Here is a 16510-nt window from a genome sequence, read left to right on the forward strand (position 1 = left end):
CCCTTTTATGGAGTTGAGAGGCCATCGCGCCAGCGAATGACGCATGAGCTGGTGCCAGTGGCGTCCTGGCCGCGAAACGCCACCTCGGTCACGCCGGGCGGTAGCCGCAAATCCTCCAACCGGACGCCGCGCTTGGCCCCGGCCAACGAGGCGCCATCGGAGCGAAGGATGGAGCGGACCCACGGCCGGGGGTCGATCGTCACCGACCGGTCGGAGGGCACTGTGGCGACCAGTCGAATGCTGGTGTTCGTGCCAACCCAGGTGATCTCCGGGTTGGCGATCGGCCCGTGGAACGTGATGACCGGCCAGGATTCAACGTCGCCGCTGTTGGTGATCTGGTCGGCGTTGGAGTTGCCGATGTTGGCCAGGGTGGCGGGCAGCACCTCCGGCAGGGTGAGCCCGCCGGAGGTGTCGGGGAGCAGCGTCAGTGTCCTGAGGTGCTCGGTGTCGCCGTAGAACCCTGCGTGGGCGGTGTCGAAGGTCGCGACCGCGGCGACGACCCCATCGGCGAGGCCACGCAGCGAGGTTGGGGTGAGTTTGCGGGGCCTCCCGTAGGCGACCACGGTGTCGTCTCCGGCGAGCCGGGTTCGTAGCGGCAGGACCTCACGGGGCGTGTACCGCAGGGTGCGCTGCCGCCAGAGGGATTCCAGGGAGCGCCACGCTGTCCGCGAGGTAGCCGCGTCGACCTCGTCGGTGAACACTTCCAGGGTGATGGTGCGCCCGTCGTGGTAGTCGTAGCCGAACACTGTGCCGTCGCCGCCGGGCGTCTTCACATCGTTCGTGCGGGCGTCCACCTCTCCGAGGTCGTAGCCCTCGACCGCGACCGGACGGCCCCGGCCGATAACGAGACCGTCGATCTCCCATTGGTCTTCTAGGAGGTCAGCCACTGTAGAGCCCTCCCTTGCTGACCACGCGCAGCGTGTGGGTGAGTTCGCCCATTGCCTGGCGCACGGCTGATTCGCCGTCCTCGAAGTGCTGGTGGTACTCACCGATCAGCGGCGAGGACGCCCCGTCGCCGCCGGCCGCTTGGGAACCGGCGCGGCGGGACTCCGCCACCATGCGGGCTGACTCCTGATTGGAGTAGATCCGGGCCGGGTCGTCGAACCTCGCCAGTTCGGGGCCTTCCTCGCCGACCACGGTCCACCCGGAAGCGGTACCGCCGCCCGCGAGCCCAGCGATACCCCGCAGCAACTGGACGTTCGACCCCAGTTGGCGCCGGTCGTCCTCGCGGCGGTCCTGGTCCATGACGTCGGCGAGCCCGCCCTTGGCGAACCCGACCGCCCCCCAGTCGGGCCGGAAAATACTGCCCCCGCCGTATCCGCCACCCGACGTGACGTTGTTGCTCTGGTTGCCGCCGATGCGCTTGCCGCCGCCCATGGACGCAACGAGGTTGACGTGCCTCGTTCCGTATACCGCGACGTCACCCGGCATGGGGTTGCCCGCCCGGCGCATACCGGAGGTGTAGTAATCGCCTGTCCATGCGGTGCGACTCGCACCCTTGAGCGCCTTGGATGCCCCGGCCTGGGCGAACAACCAGCTAATGAACATCGCGCACCACGGCGCCCCGGACATGCCGTACCAGCGGGTGATGTCGTTCGTGTTGTTCCCACCGCTTTCCGGGTACTTGCCGATGCTGGCCTCGGCCAGCCGCACCACACCCTGTGGGCCTTTCATGGCCTTGGCCCACTGCTCGCCCATGTGGTCGCCGAGCAGCGTGGTGAGGCGGTCGACCATGGCCTTGTGCTCGCGGAGCGTGTCCAGCCGGTGATCGTCGATCCGGTCCCACGGTGTGGAGCCCTGCCCGCGGGTGGTGACCGTGCCACCCGTGGCGTAGCCGGGCAGCGCCTCGCGGGGGATGGCGCGGTGCCGCAACGCCTCCATGAATCCGGGCCCGTAGTAGTCGACTACTCCTGTGGGCTGCACGAACTCCCCATCGGAGAGCATCGCCGGGATCGAGTCCGAGGTGGCGGTTCCCGCACCAAACACCGGCCCACCGGTGGCGTAGCCCTGGATGTGGCCCGGGCTGGCGTTTTCGAGCGTCTTCCAGGACCCTGAAGCGTTGACCTCCAGGGCGGTGTTGATCTCATCGGGAATACCGAGGTATTCGTCTGCGAGATCCTGGGCTTCCTTCTTGGTGTAGCCCATCTGGCGGGCGACCTGGACGAACTTCTTGCGCTGCTTTTCCTGCTCTTTTCGCAGCGCAAACGAGCCTTCTTCGTTCGCCTTCATCTCCGCAAGGTGGTCTCTGCTGGCGTCCGACAACTGCACCAAGGTGTCGCGGTTCTTGCGGCCGGCCTCGGTGCCTAGGTCGGTGGCGTGACCGTTCTGTCGCACTGCCTCGGTAGCCCGGTCAACCGCCGCCTCGTAGGCAATCTCTGCCTCAACAGCGGAAATGTTGGACCCGGTGAGGCTGTCCAGCGCGGTCTTGAAGTCCCGCGCCTGGTAGGCGCCGCCGGCCATGGCATTGTTGAGCTGGTTCTGCTGCTCGGTGGTGGCGCCTGCTGCCTCTTGCTGGCGTTCGTGCGCCGCCACCGACTCACTGATGGCAGTGTTTTCGCTGGTCACAGACTCGCGAAGGTTCTCGATCGCGGCTGTCTGTTTGCGGTACTGCTCCAGCGTGATTTCGCCGCTGGCTTCCTGCTCGTTCAGCTCGGCCTGACGCTCACGCAGGGTGTCGTTGAGGTCGGACATCGCCCCGGACTGGCCCAGAGCGGCGTCGGTGACGTCCTTCATGGACAGGCCGAGCATCTCGGCGGATTCGAGGGCGTTCTCGTCTTCGAGGGCCTTGATGGCGACCTGGCGCGTGTTCTCTGACAGAGCACCCGAGTCGGCCTTGATGGCGTCGGTGTACTCCTGGGTTTTCGCCGTGGCCTGCTGTTTCTTGGAGATGTAGAGGCCCAGGCCCACCGTGGCCGCAGCCAGGGCGATACCCCACGGCCCACCCAGGACACCGGAGACCCCGGACAGGGCGCCGCGCATGGTGATGCCCGCGGTGGCGGCGGTGCGCATCCGGGTCGTCAACGTACTGACGCGCGTGGAGGCGTTGTTCAGCGGCTGGATGAGCCCGGTGTGGACTCGACCGAGGAGGCTCAGGGCCATGCGTAGGGTTCCGGCCGCGACGGCGGCTTGGATCAGCCAGGGGGCTTCTTCGGCGACCGCGGAGATGGCCTGGGCGAGGACCGTGAGCCCTTGGGCGTACACAGTGCCCAATGGGGCCAGGGCCACACCGACGTCGATGGCGGCGCCCGCGATGGCGGTGAATGCGCCGACGAACGTCGGACCTTCGGAGATCACCCAGGAAATGAAGCCGGTGAAATTGCTCGACTCGTTGGACCACGCGGCGAACCGCCTGGTGAGGTCCTCCATGCCCGGACCCATGACAGCCCAGAGGGGTTCGAAGGACACGAGCAAGCCGGTGAAGCCGACGGCGAGGTTGCCGACACTGCGGCCGAGGATGCCGATGGACGGCTCGGCTTGGCGTGCGGCGAAGCTCGTGAACCGCCCCCAATGCGGGCCATTCAGGGCGGCCTCGGAGGAGTCCAACAGCGAATCGAAACCGCGCGCTGAGCTGCGCACGATCGGCGTCAGCGACGGGAGCTGCGACTCCAGCAGCCCGATTCCGCGGGTGACCACGGGCAGCGTGTCGCTCTGTAGGGACCGCTGCCACTCGTCATAGGCCGACGTGAGGCTTCCCCACGCGGTGACGGTGTTGCGGGCGGCCGGGGTGAGCCCGGCTAGGGCTTCCTGGTATTCCGCGGTGGCCTCTGCCCCGCCTTTGGCTGCCTGCTTCTGTAGCTCGGTGACCTCAGCGACATCCGTCAGTGCGGGAACCACGGCCGCACCGAAGGCCACACCTCCGGCAGTGGCGGCGCCGAACCCGGACGCGAGCGCCCCCAACGCGCCGGTGAGAGCGGCCACCGAGGGCACAGCGGCCGGGCCCACAGTCCACGCCGCCAGCGAGGCGGCGGGGGACATGTCTGTGAACGGGCGCTGCTGCCCACGGCCGCCGCCGGAGCCGCCTTGGCCTCCGCTGCGGCCTGCGGCGGTCATGTCCGCGCGTGCCCCGCGGGCGCCGCGCGTTTTGACGTCGATCGTGACCGTGCGGCCGTCCAACCGATCAGCTGCGGCGGACACGGCGGCCAGGTTGGTCATGGCCACACCGGTGTTCGCCGTGACCGTGATCTCCGGGTCGGGGATGGCGTTGACCTTGGCCGCCCAGCGTTTCGCGAACTCGCCACCGGAGGCGTTGCCGCTGTCCCTGCCGGCGCGCTTGCCGATCTGGGTCAACTGGGAGCGGAGTTGCGGCCCGAACCGTTTGAGGTCGGGCAGGACGTCGACGTGCACGCTACCGGCGGAGGGCATCACACACCCCCTCGCTCAGTGTTTGGGTGGTGCGAACCTGTCGAGGTAGGCGCGGTGCCGCTCGGCCATGCCCGGACGTCCGGGTGGCCGGTCCTTCGGCTTGCGCCGGGCCGGCGGAGCGGCGGGCGGGGCCTTGCCGGGACTGAATCGGTCGAGGTATGCCTTATGGCGCTCGTTGACCTTGGGCTTCTCGCTCCGCTTCTTCGGCTCCGCCGCCTTCTTGACCTCCGGAACCGGGTACGGCTGTACCTTCGGGGCCTTTCCTTTGAGGCGGAGCCCGACCCACAGCAGCCCGTGCACCGCCTGTATCCGGGTATCCAGCAACGCCAACTGCCCGTTGGTCTCGTCCCACGGGCGCCCCGGATCCAACCCCGCCACCGCGGCGCGGGTGCGCGGCATCCGAGAGATGTCATGCACCACCAGCAGGGCCATGCGGCGGGTGGAGATCTCGCCCCGGTAGTAGTCGAGGACATCGACACCGCGGTCGAGGAGGTCCAGCTCAACCTCGCGCGGGTGCTCCTCTAGGACTCGGAGGAGCTGCTGCCTTCCCCCCGGCTCACCCCAGACTGGTCAATGAAGAATTGCAAGATCCTGCCCACGTCACGGCCGGGCGCATCGAGGAGATCGTCCGCCTGGCCGGGGTCCTTCAACGCCCCGCGCGCCCACGTGGGGATGTCGCCGCGGGCCGCAGCCTGCTCACATCGGTACGACCAGTCCTCTTGGGGCTTGAAGGTGAACTCGGACCCGTCGCGCGTGGCGAAGGTGCGCTCTTCCGCCAACGCCTCGGACACCTGGGCGTGCTGAAAGTCGGGGAGTCCGCCCACGTCGATGGCGCCCTGGGCGGGCTCGACAGGCTTGGGCGCGGCCTTAGGGGACGTGGCCTTCTTCTGGGTCATAGTTGCTCCTTTGCGCAGGTCACGCAGGCCAATTGGTGAGCGGCCGGGGCGGACCTGCGCGCACACCCCGGCCGCCGCTCATCAGGCGGCCGTCACCTCAATGTCATGGGTCGCCGACAGGCCCCGGTACGTCGCCGTGATCACCGCGTCACCCGCGGACACGCCCGTCACCTCGCCCGCGGAGTCCACCGTGGCAACCTCTTCGTCGTCGGACTCCCAGTCCGCATCGCTGGACACGTCGGTGTCGGTGTCGTCGAAGTAATGCGCATCAGCGGTGAGCTGCTCGGTGGCTTCCACGACCACCGTGGCGCCACCGGAGATCTCCAGGGTGTCCACGGGCAACCAGACACCGCTGGCCAACACGTACCGGTCGAACATGGTCTGGTCCGACAGTTCGTAGGCCGTCCACGTGAAGTTGTAGCCGATGACCTCTTCCGCGCTGTTGACCTGCTCGCCGCGCTCGGTGATCTCCGCTTTCGGCACGATGGTGCGGATGTGGTTGGTGCCATCAAAGCTGTCGATGGCGAGCATGAATTCGCGCTTGCCCGTTGGCCTTTTGACCGGGAAGTGGATGACGCCGTCGGCCAGCTCTTCGATGTCCTCGAACAACACGTTGTCGTAGAGCGCGCGGGTCCACACGTTGGTTTCCCACGCGGTCATGGAGAACGTCTTGGTGGCCGCGGTGACATCGGTCCTGACCGCGCTCTTGTAGCCCCACGGGCGGCGCTCGGACCTCTCCTCCTCGTAGGCTTCGTTGACGCCTTCGTCGGAGATCAGTCCGAGGTCGCGCCACTCTCCACCGAAGGCTTCCAAGCCGCTAGGGACGGTCGATCCGACGTCGGCGATGTAGCACTTGCCTCCATCTACTGCGACGCGCAAGGCATCCGGGTTGTCGGCCATGTCACTCCTTCAAGACAGCCCGGCACCCGGGCACGAAAAAGACCCGAGGGCTCCCCGGGGTCGGTGGTCATGCGCAGGTCTTATGTCTGGGGGCGTAGCAGCAGTACGCAGGTGAAACCCGCGGTCACTACGTCCTCGTTGTCGCTTCCTTGGATTTCGGGTCCGGTCTGGTCGCGCACCGTGGACACCGTGATGCCGTCCACCGTGCGGCCCCGCATGGTCTGCACGGCCGCGCCGACGGTTGAGGCCAGGGCGGTTGCGCCGGGCCGTCCGGGGTCACCGGCCGCCTGTGAGGGCACGTGCACGGTCACAGCCATGCGCGCCCGGTCGAGCGCGTAGGGGTTGGCCATCGGCGGAGACGGGAGCCGGGTGACGTGCACGATGGGAAGCAGTCCCGCGTACTCATCGGGACCGGGCAGCTCACTGCACACGTGCTCCACCTGGCCGCCGAGGTGGTCACGCAGCCACGTGATCAGCACCAGCTCCGCGTCGCCGAACACCGGAGCTTGCACGGCCGCCCCCTAACCGCGCTTGCGGGAACCGGGTGGGCTCAGCGAATTCAGATGAGTCCTGGCCCGGGTCTTGCGGTCCTCATCGACCGGGCCGGACAGCGAGTCCACGACCTCCACCCGGTCCGCGGGGATGGTGATGGTGATGCCGGGGGAGTGGTGCACGCTGACGACGGTGGTAACGCCGTTGGCGTCGACCTCGCACGGCAGCGGCTCACCGTCGACGAGGATGCGCAGGCGTTCGCCGGAGCGTTCCACCCGGATCACGGATGGTGTGGACGGTTGGGCCTCTTCGGCTTTCACGCCTTGTCGTCCTTGCCCTCAGACTTGGAATCGCTCTTGGGTTCGACCTTGGCCGACGCCGGAGAGGGGGCGGGCTTGGGCTTGCTGGCGGGCGTCGCCTGCTTGGTCTCTACGGGCTCGACCTTGACGCGCTTGACCTGCCCGTCTTTGCCTCGCCGGGTCGCCTCCGCTGAGGACACGCTGTACACGTCGCCCGGGGCGCGCTTCTTGCCGTCGTCGCTGACGTGCCGGTTGGTGGCCTTCACATACGGCATTGCTGTCTCCTAAACGTGTGTGCGCCCGTGCGCCTGCGACAACGCGCGGGACATGGTGTGCTGGCCCGTGGTGCCCGGATGCTGCACCCTGGCCACCGGGTGAGCAGCACCAGGCCAGTACAGGGCCTGGGCGGTGCGGGGCCGGATCTCATGCGGCGACGTGTCCCACTCCACGTAGCGGGCGTGGTCCACGTCCGCGATGATGCGGTACCCGTGGGGCTCCAGCCGCTCCACATGGATGGAGCCCGCGTAGGCGTTTGTGTCGCGTGGTGCGGTGGCCTCCCCAGCCCCACGCACCCGGTGGGCTCTACGTCGTAGGTCGCGGTCCACAGGCGGGTGCGAACCGAGACCGCTGATGGTGCGGTGGTGGATGTCGACCTTGGTGATGCGCATGTCACCCCCGCACGAGGTCCGCCTTGAAGATGACGTGGCCCAACCCACCCACATCCGGCAGGGTGAAAGACGATCCGTTGATCTCCCAGATGGCGCCTTCCACCTCGACCCCGTCCGTGGCGAGTACATCCACCCCGGGGTCCAGGAACACCTGGATGGAGCGTTTCGTCTGCTCCCTGCCGCCGTCTCGGGTCTCCGAGGTGGCCAAGGACGCGCCGAGCGATGCCGAGTCGGGTTGGACGCACGCGTCGAACGGGCCGCTGCGGACCGCGTTGGGCCAGTCCTTCGTGCTTCTCGACTTGTTTCCGTGCCCGTCAAGGACCTTCGGCGGACGCAGCACGTAAACCTGGTGCGTCGTGAACGGCAGGCTCATCAGCGCCTCGCCCGCACAGTGCCCGGGATGAGGCCCGCCTGGTGCAGGATCTGCACCGCACGGGACGCGTAGTCCTCACGGATCACCCGGCCGTACTGGTTGGTTGCCCACGACTTACTGACCTTGTCCACCTTGACGTCGGTCAGTTGGGCGCTGGCCCCGGTGCGGTCACCCACGTCGATCAGGTACTCGGCCTGGGCGGTAGTGGCATCCCGCAACGTGTCGATGACCGCTTGCTTGGTGGGCATGCCGTCCTCATCGACGTCGTAGACCGCGGTGAGAAGCAGCGAGTCCACGTCCATGGACGCATCCCGCAGCCACTGCTCCGCGCCGTCGGGCGGGGAATCCTTGCCCATCCAGTCCGCCAGATCCTGCGGGGCGGCATACGGCATGGGCCACCCCCACTACTCGCTCGCCAGCACGCCGCGGGTACGCAGCGCCGCCAGCAAATCGTTGAAGTCGGACACCAGCTCGGCGGTGTCGGTCGCGGTGGAATCATCCACCGTCGGCGCCTCCCCGGACATGGCCCCCTCGTCCAGCTCGGCGAGACGCTCTCGCACGATCCCGGTGAAATCTCCTGCTACGTGGCTCATTGGTCAGTCTCCTCACTGCTCACGGTGGGCTCGTCGGCCAGGCTGATCAGGTCGTCCTTCTTGATGTCGCCGGCCTCGGCCTCGGACAGGTCCGTGGTCGCCGCGATGTAGGCCACCCAGGCGGCCTTGTTGTCGCCCTGAGCGGGCTTGGTCGGCCCCTCCGGCTCCGCAGCGTCGCCTGCCTCGGCCGGGGTCACCGTGTAGCCGCGCCGCCGGAAATACGCCAGCGCAGCACGGTTGCTGTCATCCACCACCGCGGAGCCGCGGTAGAACCGGACCCCGGCAACCTCACCGTTATGCCCCGCCTCCGGGGCCTGCACGTCGTAGCGCATATCAGCTCCCCTGCACGCGCACGTTGCGCAGCACACCGCAGCTACGGGTGTTACGCAGCACCACCGCGGCCGGGCCGATCTCCAATTCACCGGTCTTGACCGCACCCGGAACGCCCCAGTCGGGCGGGAAAAACTCGACCAGCGGAGTGGAAGCCATCGACGCGCCGTGGAACGCATCCATGCCGAAGCTCACCGCGTACAGGTCAGTCAGACCGGTCACGTCGCCGTCGATGTCGCGCTCCTCGATCGGGATGATCGGCCCTGAGCCGTCGAACGTGTCGCCGATGTCCATCAGCGTCCACGTCCCATACATCTCCACCTGCCGGTCGAGGTCGTCCTTGGAGGCGGTGTACATGCCCGCCCACCGGGCCAGCGCCCGAAGCCGCGTGATGCTCTTCGTGTTGCCCAAGATGGCCTTCTGCCCAGCGGGAAGCGCCCCGGGCTGGCCCTGGTCACCGCCGCCAATGTGCGAGGGAACAATCCCGCTAAGGAAGTCATCGAGCTTGTCCAGCTGCGACATCGCCAGCGCCTGCGTGTTGACCTGGCTGTCTCGCCAGTCCAGGTACCCATCGGACACGTCGTGATCCGCGGGCAGGTACTCGGTGGACTCGCCCGTCAAGGACTTGTCGAGCCCGTCGAAACCGAGTGCGTTGACGGCGGTGTCGCCGTGGATGATCTCGTTCTGGAAAGCGATCGTGGAGCCGACGGTGAGCTGCTGTGTCTGGAACGCCATTTCGTTGGCGGCTGCCGGCCCGAGATTGCGGAGCTTACGGTCCAGGGTGAACGAGCCGCCGAACGGCTTCAGCGACACAGTGAACTGCTCACGGGTCGCCTTGTTAGAGGGGTACTCGGTGTTGAAGTCCCGGAATCCGGCGCCCCGGGCCTCCTTGAGGCGGGTGTAGCCGTAGACCAGGGTGTCGCCCCCGGCCCCCGGGGTGGCGGCGTCATCGAACACCATCTGGCCCCACAGCCACGAGTAGCGGCGGAGGCTGTCGATGACGTTGTGGTCGATGTCGTCCCTAGAGTTGATCTGCGCCTGAGCGAGTGTGACGGGCATGTGATTCTCCTAGCGGTTAGCCGCCATAGGCATTTTTAAAAGCGGCGTAGAGCCCTTTCGAGTGACTATTGCGCTGCTCTCCAGGCCCGCTGGAGAAATCGCCTGAGCTGGTCGCGGGCGCCTGGCTCGCGGCCTTGTACTTCGGGTTGTCGTTGAGGGTGGTCTTCACCAGCTCGTCAAGATCATTGGTGAAGGTCTCGCCGTCGGGGTCGAGCTTTTCCAGCTCCCGAGCGAACTTCTTGGAGTCCGACATCTGTTCCACGTCCGCGCCGTGCTTGTGCATGGCGCGTTCAGCGACTGACTGCCGCCGCGCGGAGCGTTCGGCCTCTTGGGCTTTGGTGAGCTGCTCGTCCTTGGTGGAGAGCTGCTTGGCCATCTCTTCGGGGTCCGGCGGAGAGTCGTCCTGCTTGTAACCGAGTGCTTTCGCGATCCCGTCAAGGGTCTGCTGGTATCGGCTCTCGGTGTCGCTGATCTTGGACTCGGCTTCGCGGAGCGCGGCCCGCTTGTCACCCTCGCCCTTGCGGGCGTCCCGGATGACGCGCTGCGCCCAGTCGGGCAGGTCCTCCACCCGTTCGGGCGCGGGCTTGCCGCCGTCCTTCTCCTTGTTCTCCTTGGCAGCGTCAGCGAGTAGCTGCTGAGCCTGGGCATCCTCCTGCTGGGTGTCGGGCGCCTGGCCCTGCCCCCCGTCGGTGCCCTGCTCTGCTGCCGCCTCGGAGCCGCCCGCGATGAGGTGGATGGGGCGGCCGTTCTTGCGGTATCCGATGATCGCGCCCGGCGTCGTCGGCATATCCATGGGTGTCTCCTGTGTGCATGCGAAAGGGCCACCGCCCGGGTGGCCCTTTGTGTGCGTGGTTTCAGTTGTCTTTCAGGGATCCGCCCGATCCCCATGTGTCGGGGATCATGCTGGACAGGCCCAGCGCTCGGGCGCGCTTTGCGATGTGACGCCGCACCTTGCGGCGACCTTCCTCGCCACCCTTGGCGCGACCCACAGCCGAGATGGCGTTCTGCAGGTCACCGCGATTCCTGATCGGATACCGGCCGCCGGCCATTGCCTTGCCCTCGCTGGCGAGCCGGTCGCGTTCCTTCTCGCTGAAGTCCGCCATTCTCGGACTCCTCCTCCTGGTCGCGTTGCCGGTTGCCACCCACCAGCCCGGCCAGCTCGGCACGGTCCGGCTGCTCCCGGCGGATCTCGGCCAGCTCCTCTGTAACCTGGTCATCCGACCACTCCGGATGCACCAACCTGACCTTGGTTTCCGTGGACGCGGCGCCGGCAGCATCCAAAGCCTGGGCGATGCGGGACAGCGCCTCCGGGTCTTCCTGCACCCCGTCAGGCCATTCCACCGTGGGGCGCTGGGGTGTGACGCGGTTGCCCCACACGTGGGAGTGCACGGCGAGGATGGCCTCGCCGATGTCGGACAGCGGCACCGTGGCATACCCGGTCTTACGGTCCCGAGTGGAGAAGCTGCGGCGTTCCTTGGCGTGCACCTCAGTGGCTGTGGCTGCCACCTCACCGGACCGGCCGAACGTCTGCACGCTGTACCCGGCCAGGTGGATGATCTCTTTGGACAGCTCGCTGCAGGTGGTCAGGTGGGCCGAGTCGCGGATCTCCGGCTGGATCAGGGCGTACATGTCTTTGGCGGAGTCCGTGCCGCCCTGCAGCATCCCTAGCGGGGCGAAGAGTTCGCGTTCGGCGTCGAACATGGCCCCTTTGCCGGGGCCCTGGTTGTCCAACCACGCATCAGGGACGACCAGGCGTGCTTTGGCGAGCCGGATCTCCCTCATCCATGACGACCACGATTCGTCGAGGGCGTCCATGAGCTGTTCCACCCCGGCGTAGTCACTGCGTCCGAGCGGTGTGCCGCGAATCAAGCGGTTGGGCCGCATGTTGGGCCAGTACACCGCGCACAGTTTGTCGTGGCCGGTGTCGATCCCACCCTCGGAATCCACACCGTTCGCCCTGGCGAACGATTCGGTTTCGGGATGCTCCGCCAACGGTTGTGGTGCGCCGAGACGATCCTGCCCACCCTTGTACAGCCCGTGGAAGATCCTTCCGGGTTCGTGGCGCTCCAAATGGCGCCACACCTCGGACGGGGTATCCGAACCCGAAGGGTGCTCCAGGGTGCGCCAGAACGTCACCGCCCGAAGGCGGCCGTGCCGCCATTCGGGTGCGGCACAGTCGGGGGCGATCGCGTCCACCAGCGGGTGATCGGCGATCTCGGTGTCCCACCCAACCCGGAGGTACACCCCGCCGTAGGCGGAGCTGATCTCCGCGGCCTCGTAGAGGACCGCGTGCAGCCCGCCCTCATCCATCATGTGATCGAGGTGCTGCTGGGTGGGGTCATCCTGCCCGGCGTCCTCAATGGCCAGGGTGGGCGCCTCACCGAACAGGAGTCCTGCGGAGCCCATGGCGATGTCACCCGCCAGCGGCAGGTGCAACCGTGAGGGCAACTGTGCAGGGTCGGGGGGAACGCCCCAGAAGAACCGGGCGATGCGTCCCACGACGCCGCCTCTGTACTGCGACGGACGGGGCCGAGGCGGGTACCCATACGGCGCGGTGGCATGGGAGGCGCCGCCGTACACATAGGCGAGCTGGGCAGGATCGCCACTCCACCAGGCCCCCCACGTCTCGAAGAGTTCGCGCGGTTTCTCGGTGTCTTTGGGGGGCCAGGGCCGGTCACCATCGGGCAGCGGCACGTCTCACCCCCTGTGTCACGTTGTGTAGTAGATCGAGCTGGGAAGACGCGGCACCAACGCCCGTGGTGGTCACTGTGCGTTCACGCGGCGACAGGGTCGGACAGGTGCGGGCGCCACAGCGGCTCGGTCGTGGTCACCCCATAGCGGGCGCCGTCAATCGAGTGGTCGGCAACCTTGAGCGGCTTGTCCTCGCCGCGCTCGGTGGCCTTGTCATCCCAGGAGTAGCCTGGGATCTCCGAGATCAGGCCCGTGCACGCCTGCGACACCAACAACTGGCGTTCAGCGAGCAGCGTCGCCAACAGGCCGAGCCCGCGGTTCACGTTGTTGTCAGCCGGTGTGGTCGACCACCCGTCCCGGTACATCTGCACCCGCAACGACGCCGCGCTCGGGTCGACAGCGGTGTACTCCGGCAGCAGCTCCGGCTGCTCCGGCAGCCTCGGCTGTGACAGCCAACCGCGCAGGTGTTCGGACAGTTGCCCGTCGGTCATCGACATCGCACCCGCACGCGGGTCATGGCGCCACTCATCCACCGCGTACAGCCGACCGTCGACACCCAGGCCAATGGCCAGGCACGCGGTCGCGTTAGTTGTTCCGTAGTCCACACCTGCGCTGAGGAGCCGTGCCATCTTCGGCAGCACCGAGACGACATGCACGTCGGGATCCCACATGGGGAACACCGCACCCTCAGCCGCGACCCACAAGCCCAGGATGAACCGGCGGAACCACAGCCCAACGAACTCGGTTTCCTTCTGCGCGATGTAGTCCGCGCTCAGCTCCGGGTTGTCGCGCATGGTGAAGTGCCAGTACCGCCAGTGCGGCAACTGGGCGAGCTTGTCGAGGAACTTCACCTTCAACCAGTGGGCCGGCGAGTCCGGGTTCGTCGTGGCGAATAGCTTCGCCCCGGGCACCGACATGCGGCCCAACAGTTGCACGAAGAACTCTTCGGGCAGCACGGTCAGCTCATCGCAGTAGCTACCCGCGACGGTCATACCGCGGATGACCTTCTCGGCTTTCGCGTCACTGGCGCCGATCACGTGGACCTTGCGGCCGAGGATGGTCGCGGTTGGGGCGCCCGTGGTGTAGGACACCTGACTCGCGATCGCCCCGAACAGTGTCGGGTCCTGCAGCGGCCCCATGATGTTGCGGCCGATCGTCTCGCGGGTGCGCCCGATCATGACCAGCTCTCCGCCGCGCGGAGCGTCGGCCACGTAGAACAGCCACCGCAGCAGCGAGGAGATCGTCTTGCCGCTGCGAATGGCGCCGTCCCAGATGTTGACCGAACCGTCACTGGTCGCGATCGACTCCACCTGTTTGCGGCTCATCGGCAGGGACTCCAGCATCGCTGTCCCCCCACGCCTGCTTCAGGCCGGCGGCGAGCTTGCCGAGCATGGAAGCCGCTTCATCCGCCCCGGAGCTGGCATCGGCCTTCACCAGCTCCACATGGGACCGAACCGCGGTCTGCACCGAGGCGAGGATGGCCCGCTTGTCCGCGAACGGCGGTTCTTCAACCTCGGCTGTGTGCCATTCGCCATCTCGGCCGCCGAACGCGCCAATCGTGACTGGGCTCCACAGTTGCTCCCGCAGCCGCTCGGCATCCCCGAGCAGGTTTGCGGAAAGCTCTGCGCGGCGGGCCCGGTTGTCGGCGACCTTCGCCTCAGTGGCGGCCTTCGTGGTCTCGCGGTCGAAGTTCAATCCGAACTCACGAACAATCTTGGTGACGCTGTAGCCGCTGATGCCGACCTCGCGGGCGATGGCGTTACGCGACCATCCCTCGCTGTGGAGTTCCTGGACGCGCGCGCGAGCGGCGGGGTCAACCGGGTGTCCGCGAGGCACAATCCGGTCACCTCCTGGCGGCGGTCGTTGGGCTGTCTCACACTGGGATGGTTCGCATCCCCCACCGGAAGGGTTCGCCATGTCCCGTCGAATCGCTGTCCTGGCCGCTGTCATCGTGCTCGCGTCCGCGTGTGGCGCAGAAGAGGAGCCCGAAGAGGAGGACGCCGAGCCGGAGCAGGCAGCGTTCATGGTCAACGTGACGGACGCCGACAGTTCCGCGTCGTGGCCCACTGACGATGAGTACTGCGCCTGGGAGGAAACGACCTACGTCCTACGCGATGGCGAGGGCGCCACGGTCGCCACCGGTAATGCGCGTTCCACCATCGAGGGCGAGGTTACGGGCACGAACGCCCGTGCCGAGATCGGCGAGGTGGTCTCGGAGGTGCCTTACGAGTGTGTCATGTCCTTCGAGGTCGAGGCGGAGGAATCGGAGTTCTACGAGGTCGAGGTGACCACGCAGAACCCGATCACGAACGAGGAGATGACCGAGACTGCGGAGTTCTCGCGGGAGGATGCCCGCAAGGGCGTGGACGTGGAGTTCTCGTGATCCGGCCCGGCCTTCGCTACCCCCCGAGCGGAGGCCGGGCCGGTGTGCCCGGCAGGGGAGAAGGGACGCCGACGGGGTCGGGCAGTTCTGCCGGGCACGAAAAAAGACCCGGGAGCTGGGCTCTCCGGGCCTATGGTCTACTTCTTCTTGGGGATCTTGGGGACCGGGATCGGCTTCGCCCCGCGCTTCTCGCGCAGGCCGTTGATGTGCTTGATCAGCGGAGCCTCTGGCCGGAACCATTCTTTGCCGAACGCAACGAAGCTCGCGAATTGGCGGTGCCGCTCCGCTTCAACGTCGTAGCCCCCATCTTCCACGGCCAACAGTCTCTTGTTTGGCGGGTAGCCGTTCATGCGCTGCCGGACGTTGATGGTCGTCCCGATCTTGATGGCATCGCCGATCTGTACGTAGTAGACCCGCGAGGGGCGCGTTTCACGCTGCCGTTCGTGCTTCGCCTGACACTCAGCCGCGAAGTCCAGGACCGCCTTGACTTGGTACTGCGGATCGTTCAGCACGATCTTCATGTCGTGGCTGATGTGCCGCCATAGCTTCGCTGCGTGCCTGCCACAGATGGGAAAGGGCATGTCCGGGTGGCTCGGTGCGTCACAGAAGTCGCCGCTACGGCGCTGGACAGTGCAACGGGAATGGCGATTATACTGCCTCACGTCGATCTCCTAGTCAGATCGGCCATGCCTCCGGGGTGTTTGCGCACTCGCGGAGGCCCAATATTTAAGGCCCGGGAGTCCTGGACTCACCGGGCCTTTCGTCTGTCTGGTTACTTTACTTCGCAACCTAGCAAGAGGTTACAGAAGTCCTACGGAAACCGCAAATCCGACAGCGCTGCTGGTCAGCTCCGGGTGTACGCCGTCATTGACCGCGCTCTCAAGGGCGTGCAGCACGCCGCGAGTGATGCGGGAGGCCGCGATCAACTCCCCGGTGATGTCGTACACGCGGAACGTCTCGATCCACTCGTACTCACGCGCGGGCACGCCGCGAGCGTGCATTCGAGCGAGCACCCAGTTCCCGACGGGCGAGTCATCGGCGGTGCCAGGTGTGCCGGTCACGTCGTCGCGTTGGATTACGCGGGCGATCATTGCGGGTCCGGCCATGTTGGCGCTGGCGATGATCTCCACCAGCGCGCGGCCAGCGTGCGCGGTAGTCTCGCTCATTGATCCTCTTCTCTCGGTTGGGGGTCGTTGGCCCCGGGCGGCGGTAGGGTCGCCAACCCGGGGCGCCTGGCGGTTAGGTCAGGTGGCCGGCCTGGTCGAGCTGGTATTCCGCGGCGTTGCGCTGCCTCATCCACTCGGCCGGGTCGGCGTCTCCCGCCTCCTCATGGCTGTGGCAGAACCACTCGCCTTCGGCGGGCTCGTTGGGGCACTGCTTCCCGTTCACCTCCTCCCACGGACACTCGGTGAGTTCTGGCGCGTCGTCGATGTCGGCGCGCGGGTCCATGTGCGGGCGCATCAC

23 protein-coding genes are annotated in these 16510 nt (G+C 67.1%); 1 reads left to right on the forward strand and 22 read right to left on the reverse strand.

The annotated features are described in order from the left end of the window. Positions 1-5: 5 nt before the first annotated feature. The 19 genes from F4561_RS12955 to F4561_RS13045 form a co-directional block, all read right to left on the reverse strand. A complete protein-coding gene (locus F4561_RS12955) occupies positions 6-887 on the reverse strand; it encodes a phage tail family protein (RefSeq protein WP_184578649.1) in 882 nt (293 codons plus the stop codon). Beyond that, positions 880-4362 carry a C40 family peptidase gene (locus F4561_RS12960; protein WP_184578653.1) on the reverse strand — a complete coding sequence of 1161 codons (3483 nt, stop codon included), beginning with the start codon at positions 4360-4362 and terminating at the stop codon, positions 880-882. The genes F4561_RS12955 and F4561_RS12960 overlap by 8 nt, the downstream gene beginning before the upstream one ends. Positions 4363-4377: 15 nt before the next feature. Further along, positions 4378-4761: a hypothetical protein gene (locus tag F4561_RS12965; RefSeq protein ID WP_184578657.1), complete on the reverse strand. Its 384-nt coding sequence runs from the start codon at positions 4759-4761 to the stop codon at positions 4378-4380. 122 nt (positions 4762-4883) lie between these two features. Continuing rightward, on the reverse strand, positions 4884-5258 hold the full coding sequence (locus tag F4561_RS12970; RefSeq protein ID WP_184578660.1) for a hypothetical protein: 375 nt from the start codon (positions 5256-5258) through the stop codon (positions 4884-4886). Positions 5259-5339: 81 nt separating this feature from the next. Next, complete coding sequence (locus tag F4561_RS12975; RefSeq protein ID WP_184578663.1) at positions 5340-6158, reverse strand: Ig-like domain-containing protein; 819 nt, start codon at positions 6156-6158, stop codon at positions 5340-5342. An 80-nt stretch (positions 6159-6238) separates the two neighbouring features. Beyond that, entirely contained in the window at positions 6239-6670 is a 432-nt protein-coding gene (locus F4561_RS12980; protein ID WP_184578666.1) for a hypothetical protein, read from the reverse strand. 9 nt (positions 6671-6679) lie between these two features. After that, on the reverse strand, positions 6680-6970 hold the full coding sequence (locus tag F4561_RS12985) for a hypothetical protein (RefSeq protein ID WP_184578668.1): 291 nt from the start codon (positions 6968-6970) through the stop codon (positions 6680-6682). Next, entirely contained in the window at positions 6967-7224 is a 258-nt protein-coding gene (locus tag F4561_RS12990) for a hypothetical protein (RefSeq protein ID WP_184578671.1), read from the reverse strand. The genes F4561_RS12985 and F4561_RS12990 overlap by 4 nt, the downstream gene beginning before the upstream one ends. A 9-nt stretch (positions 7225-7233) precedes the next feature. After that, complete coding sequence (locus F4561_RS12995) at positions 7234-7617, reverse strand: HK97 gp10 family phage protein (protein WP_184578674.1); 384 nt, start codon at positions 7615-7617, stop codon at positions 7234-7236. A 1-nt stretch (position 7618) separates the two neighbouring features. Next, positions 7619-7990: a hypothetical protein gene (locus F4561_RS13000; protein ID WP_184578677.1), complete on the reverse strand. Its 372-nt coding sequence runs from the start codon at positions 7988-7990 to the stop codon at positions 7619-7621. Next, the gene (locus F4561_RS13005; RefSeq protein ID WP_184578680.1) at positions 7990-8382 is read right to left on the reverse strand and encodes a head-tail connector protein; all 393 of its coding nucleotides are present in this window, start codon (positions 8380-8382) and stop codon (positions 7990-7992) included. The genes F4561_RS13000 and F4561_RS13005 overlap by 1 nt, the downstream gene beginning before the upstream one ends. 12 nt (positions 8383-8394) lie before the next feature. Then, positions 8395-8583 carry a head fiber protein gene (locus F4561_RS13010; protein WP_184578683.1) on the reverse strand — a complete coding sequence of 63 codons (189 nt, stop codon included), beginning with the start codon at positions 8581-8583 and terminating at the stop codon, positions 8395-8397. Beyond that, complete coding sequence (locus F4561_RS13015; protein WP_184578686.1) at positions 8580-8915, reverse strand: hypothetical protein; 336 nt, start codon at positions 8913-8915, stop codon at positions 8580-8582. The genes F4561_RS13010 and F4561_RS13015 overlap by 4 nt, the downstream gene beginning before the upstream one ends. 1 nt (position 8916) lies before the next feature. After that, a complete protein-coding gene (locus F4561_RS13020) occupies positions 8917-9972 on the reverse strand; it encodes a major capsid protein (protein WP_184578689.1) in 1056 nt (351 codons plus the stop codon). 16 nt (positions 9973-9988) lie between these two features. Then, positions 9989-10765 carry a hypothetical protein gene (locus tag F4561_RS13025; protein ID WP_184578692.1) on the reverse strand — a complete coding sequence of 259 codons (777 nt, stop codon included), beginning with the start codon at positions 10763-10765 and terminating at the stop codon, positions 9989-9991. A gap of 61 nt (positions 10766-10826) precedes the next feature. Then, positions 10827-11075 carry a hypothetical protein gene (locus F4561_RS13030; RefSeq protein WP_184578695.1) on the reverse strand — a complete coding sequence of 83 codons (249 nt, stop codon included), beginning with the start codon at positions 11073-11075 and terminating at the stop codon, positions 10827-10829. After that, positions 10984-12471, reverse strand: coding sequence for a hypothetical protein (locus tag F4561_RS13035; protein WP_184578697.1), 1488 nt, complete (start codon positions 12469-12471; stop codon positions 10984-10986). Before F4561_RS13035 ends, F4561_RS13030 begins: the two co-directional genes overlap by 92 nt. Before the next feature lie 275 nt (positions 12472-12746). Further along, positions 12747-13988 (reverse strand): PBSX family phage terminase large subunit, encoded by a 1242-nt coding sequence (locus F4561_RS13040; protein WP_221445473.1) that lies wholly within the window; start codon positions 13986-13988, stop codon positions 12747-12749. Then, positions 13951-14499: a helix-turn-helix domain-containing protein gene (locus F4561_RS13045; RefSeq protein ID WP_184578703.1), complete on the reverse strand. Its 549-nt coding sequence runs from the start codon at positions 14497-14499 to the stop codon at positions 13951-13953. The genes F4561_RS13040 and F4561_RS13045 overlap by 38 nt, the downstream gene beginning before the upstream one ends. A gap of 79 nt (positions 14500-14578) precedes the next feature. Between F4561_RS13045 and F4561_RS13050 the strand changes: the two genes are divergently transcribed. Continuing rightward, positions 14579-15046 carry a hypothetical protein gene (locus F4561_RS13050; protein ID WP_184578706.1) on the forward strand — a complete coding sequence of 156 codons (468 nt, stop codon included), beginning with the start codon at positions 14579-14581 and terminating at the stop codon, positions 15044-15046. A 137-nt stretch (positions 15047-15183) separates the two neighbouring features. Here the strand turns inward: F4561_RS13050 and F4561_RS13055 are convergent, their stop codons facing one another. The 3 genes from F4561_RS13055 to F4561_RS13065 all read right to left on the reverse strand — a co-directional run bounded on the left by F4561_RS13055 (position 15184) and on the right by F4561_RS13065 (position 16507). After that, positions 15184-15567 carry a GIY-YIG nuclease family protein gene (locus F4561_RS13055; RefSeq protein ID WP_184578709.1) on the reverse strand — a complete coding sequence of 128 codons (384 nt, stop codon included), beginning with the start codon at positions 15565-15567 and terminating at the stop codon, positions 15184-15186. 279 nt (positions 15568-15846) lie between these two features. Next, a complete protein-coding gene (locus F4561_RS13060; protein WP_184578712.1) occupies positions 15847-16212 on the reverse strand; it encodes a hypothetical protein in 366 nt (121 codons plus the stop codon). A gap of 73 nt (positions 16213-16285) precedes the next feature. Further along, complete coding sequence (locus F4561_RS13065) at positions 16286-16507, reverse strand: hypothetical protein (protein ID WP_184578715.1); 222 nt, start codon at positions 16505-16507, stop codon at positions 16286-16288. Between the last annotated feature and the right edge of the window lie 3 nt (positions 16508-16510).

Source organism: Lipingzhangella halophila (assembly GCF_014203805.1).
GTDB classification, from domain to species: Bacteria; Actinomycetota; Actinomycetes; order Streptosporangiales; family Streptosporangiaceae; genus Lipingzhangella; species Lipingzhangella halophila.

Coding starts and splice junctions, on each gene's coding strand:
- F4561_RS12960 (WP_184578653.1), bottom strand. CDS start 4,362: ATGCCCTCCGCCGGTAGCGTGCACGTCGACGTCCTGCCCGACCTCAAA.
- F4561_RS12965 (WP_184578657.1), bottom strand. CDS start 4,761: ATGCCGCGCACCCGCGCCGCGGTGGCGGGGTTGGATCCGGGGCGCCCG.
- F4561_RS12970 (WP_184578660.1), bottom strand. CDS start 5,258: ATGACCCAGAAGAAGGCCACGTCCCCTAAGGCCGCGCCCAAGCCTGTC.
- F4561_RS12975 (WP_184578663.1), bottom strand. CDS start 6,158: ATGGCCGACAACCCGGATGCCTTGCGCGTCGCAGTAGATGGAGGCAAG.
- F4561_RS12990 (WP_184578671.1), bottom strand. CDS start 7,224: ATGCCGTATGTGAAGGCCACCAACCGGCACGTCAGCGACGACGGCAAG.
- F4561_RS12995 (WP_184578674.1), bottom strand. CDS start 7,617: ATGCGCATCACCAAGGTCGACATCCACCACCGCACCATCAGCGGTCTC.
- F4561_RS13000 (WP_184578677.1), bottom strand. CDS start 7,990: ATGAGCCTGCCGTTCACGACGCACCAGGTTTACGTGCTGCGTCCGCCG.
- F4561_RS13005 (WP_184578680.1), bottom strand. CDS start 8,382: ATGCCGTATGCCGCCCCGCAGGATCTGGCGGACTGGATGGGCAAGGAT.
- F4561_RS13010 (WP_184578683.1), bottom strand. CDS start 8,583: ATGAGCCACGTAGCAGGAGATTTCACCGGGATCGTGCGAGAGCGTCTC.
- F4561_RS13015 (WP_184578686.1), bottom strand. CDS start 8,915: ATGCGCTACGACGTGCAGGCCCCGGAGGCGGGGCATAACGGTGAGGTT.
- F4561_RS13020 (WP_184578689.1), bottom strand. CDS start 9,972: ATGCCCGTCACACTCGCTCAGGCGCAGATCAACTCTAGGGACGACATC.
- F4561_RS13025 (WP_184578692.1), bottom strand. CDS start 10,765: ATGGATATGCCGACGACGCCGGGCGCGATCATCGGATACCGCAAGAAC.
- F4561_RS13030 (WP_184578695.1), bottom strand. CDS start 11,075: ATGGCGGACTTCAGCGAGAAGGAACGCGACCGGCTCGCCAGCGAGGGC.
- F4561_RS13040 (WP_221445473.1), bottom strand. CDS start 13,988: ATGAGCCGCAAACAGGTGGAGTCGATCGCGACCAGTGACGGTTCGGTC.
- F4561_RS13050 (WP_184578706.1), top strand. CDS start 14,579: ATGTCCCGTCGAATCGCTGTCCTGGCCGCTGTCATCGTGCTCGCGTCC.
- F4561_RS13055 (WP_184578709.1), bottom strand. CDS start 15,567: ATGAAGATCGTGCTGAACGATCCGCAGTACCAAGTCAAGGCGGTCCTG.
- F4561_RS13060 (WP_184578712.1), bottom strand. CDS start 16,212: ATGAGCGAGACTACCGCGCACGCTGGCCGCGCGCTGGTGGAGATCATC.
- F4561_RS13065 (WP_184578715.1), bottom strand. CDS start 16,507: ATGCGCCCGCACATGGACCCGCGCGCCGACATCGACGACGCGCCAGAA.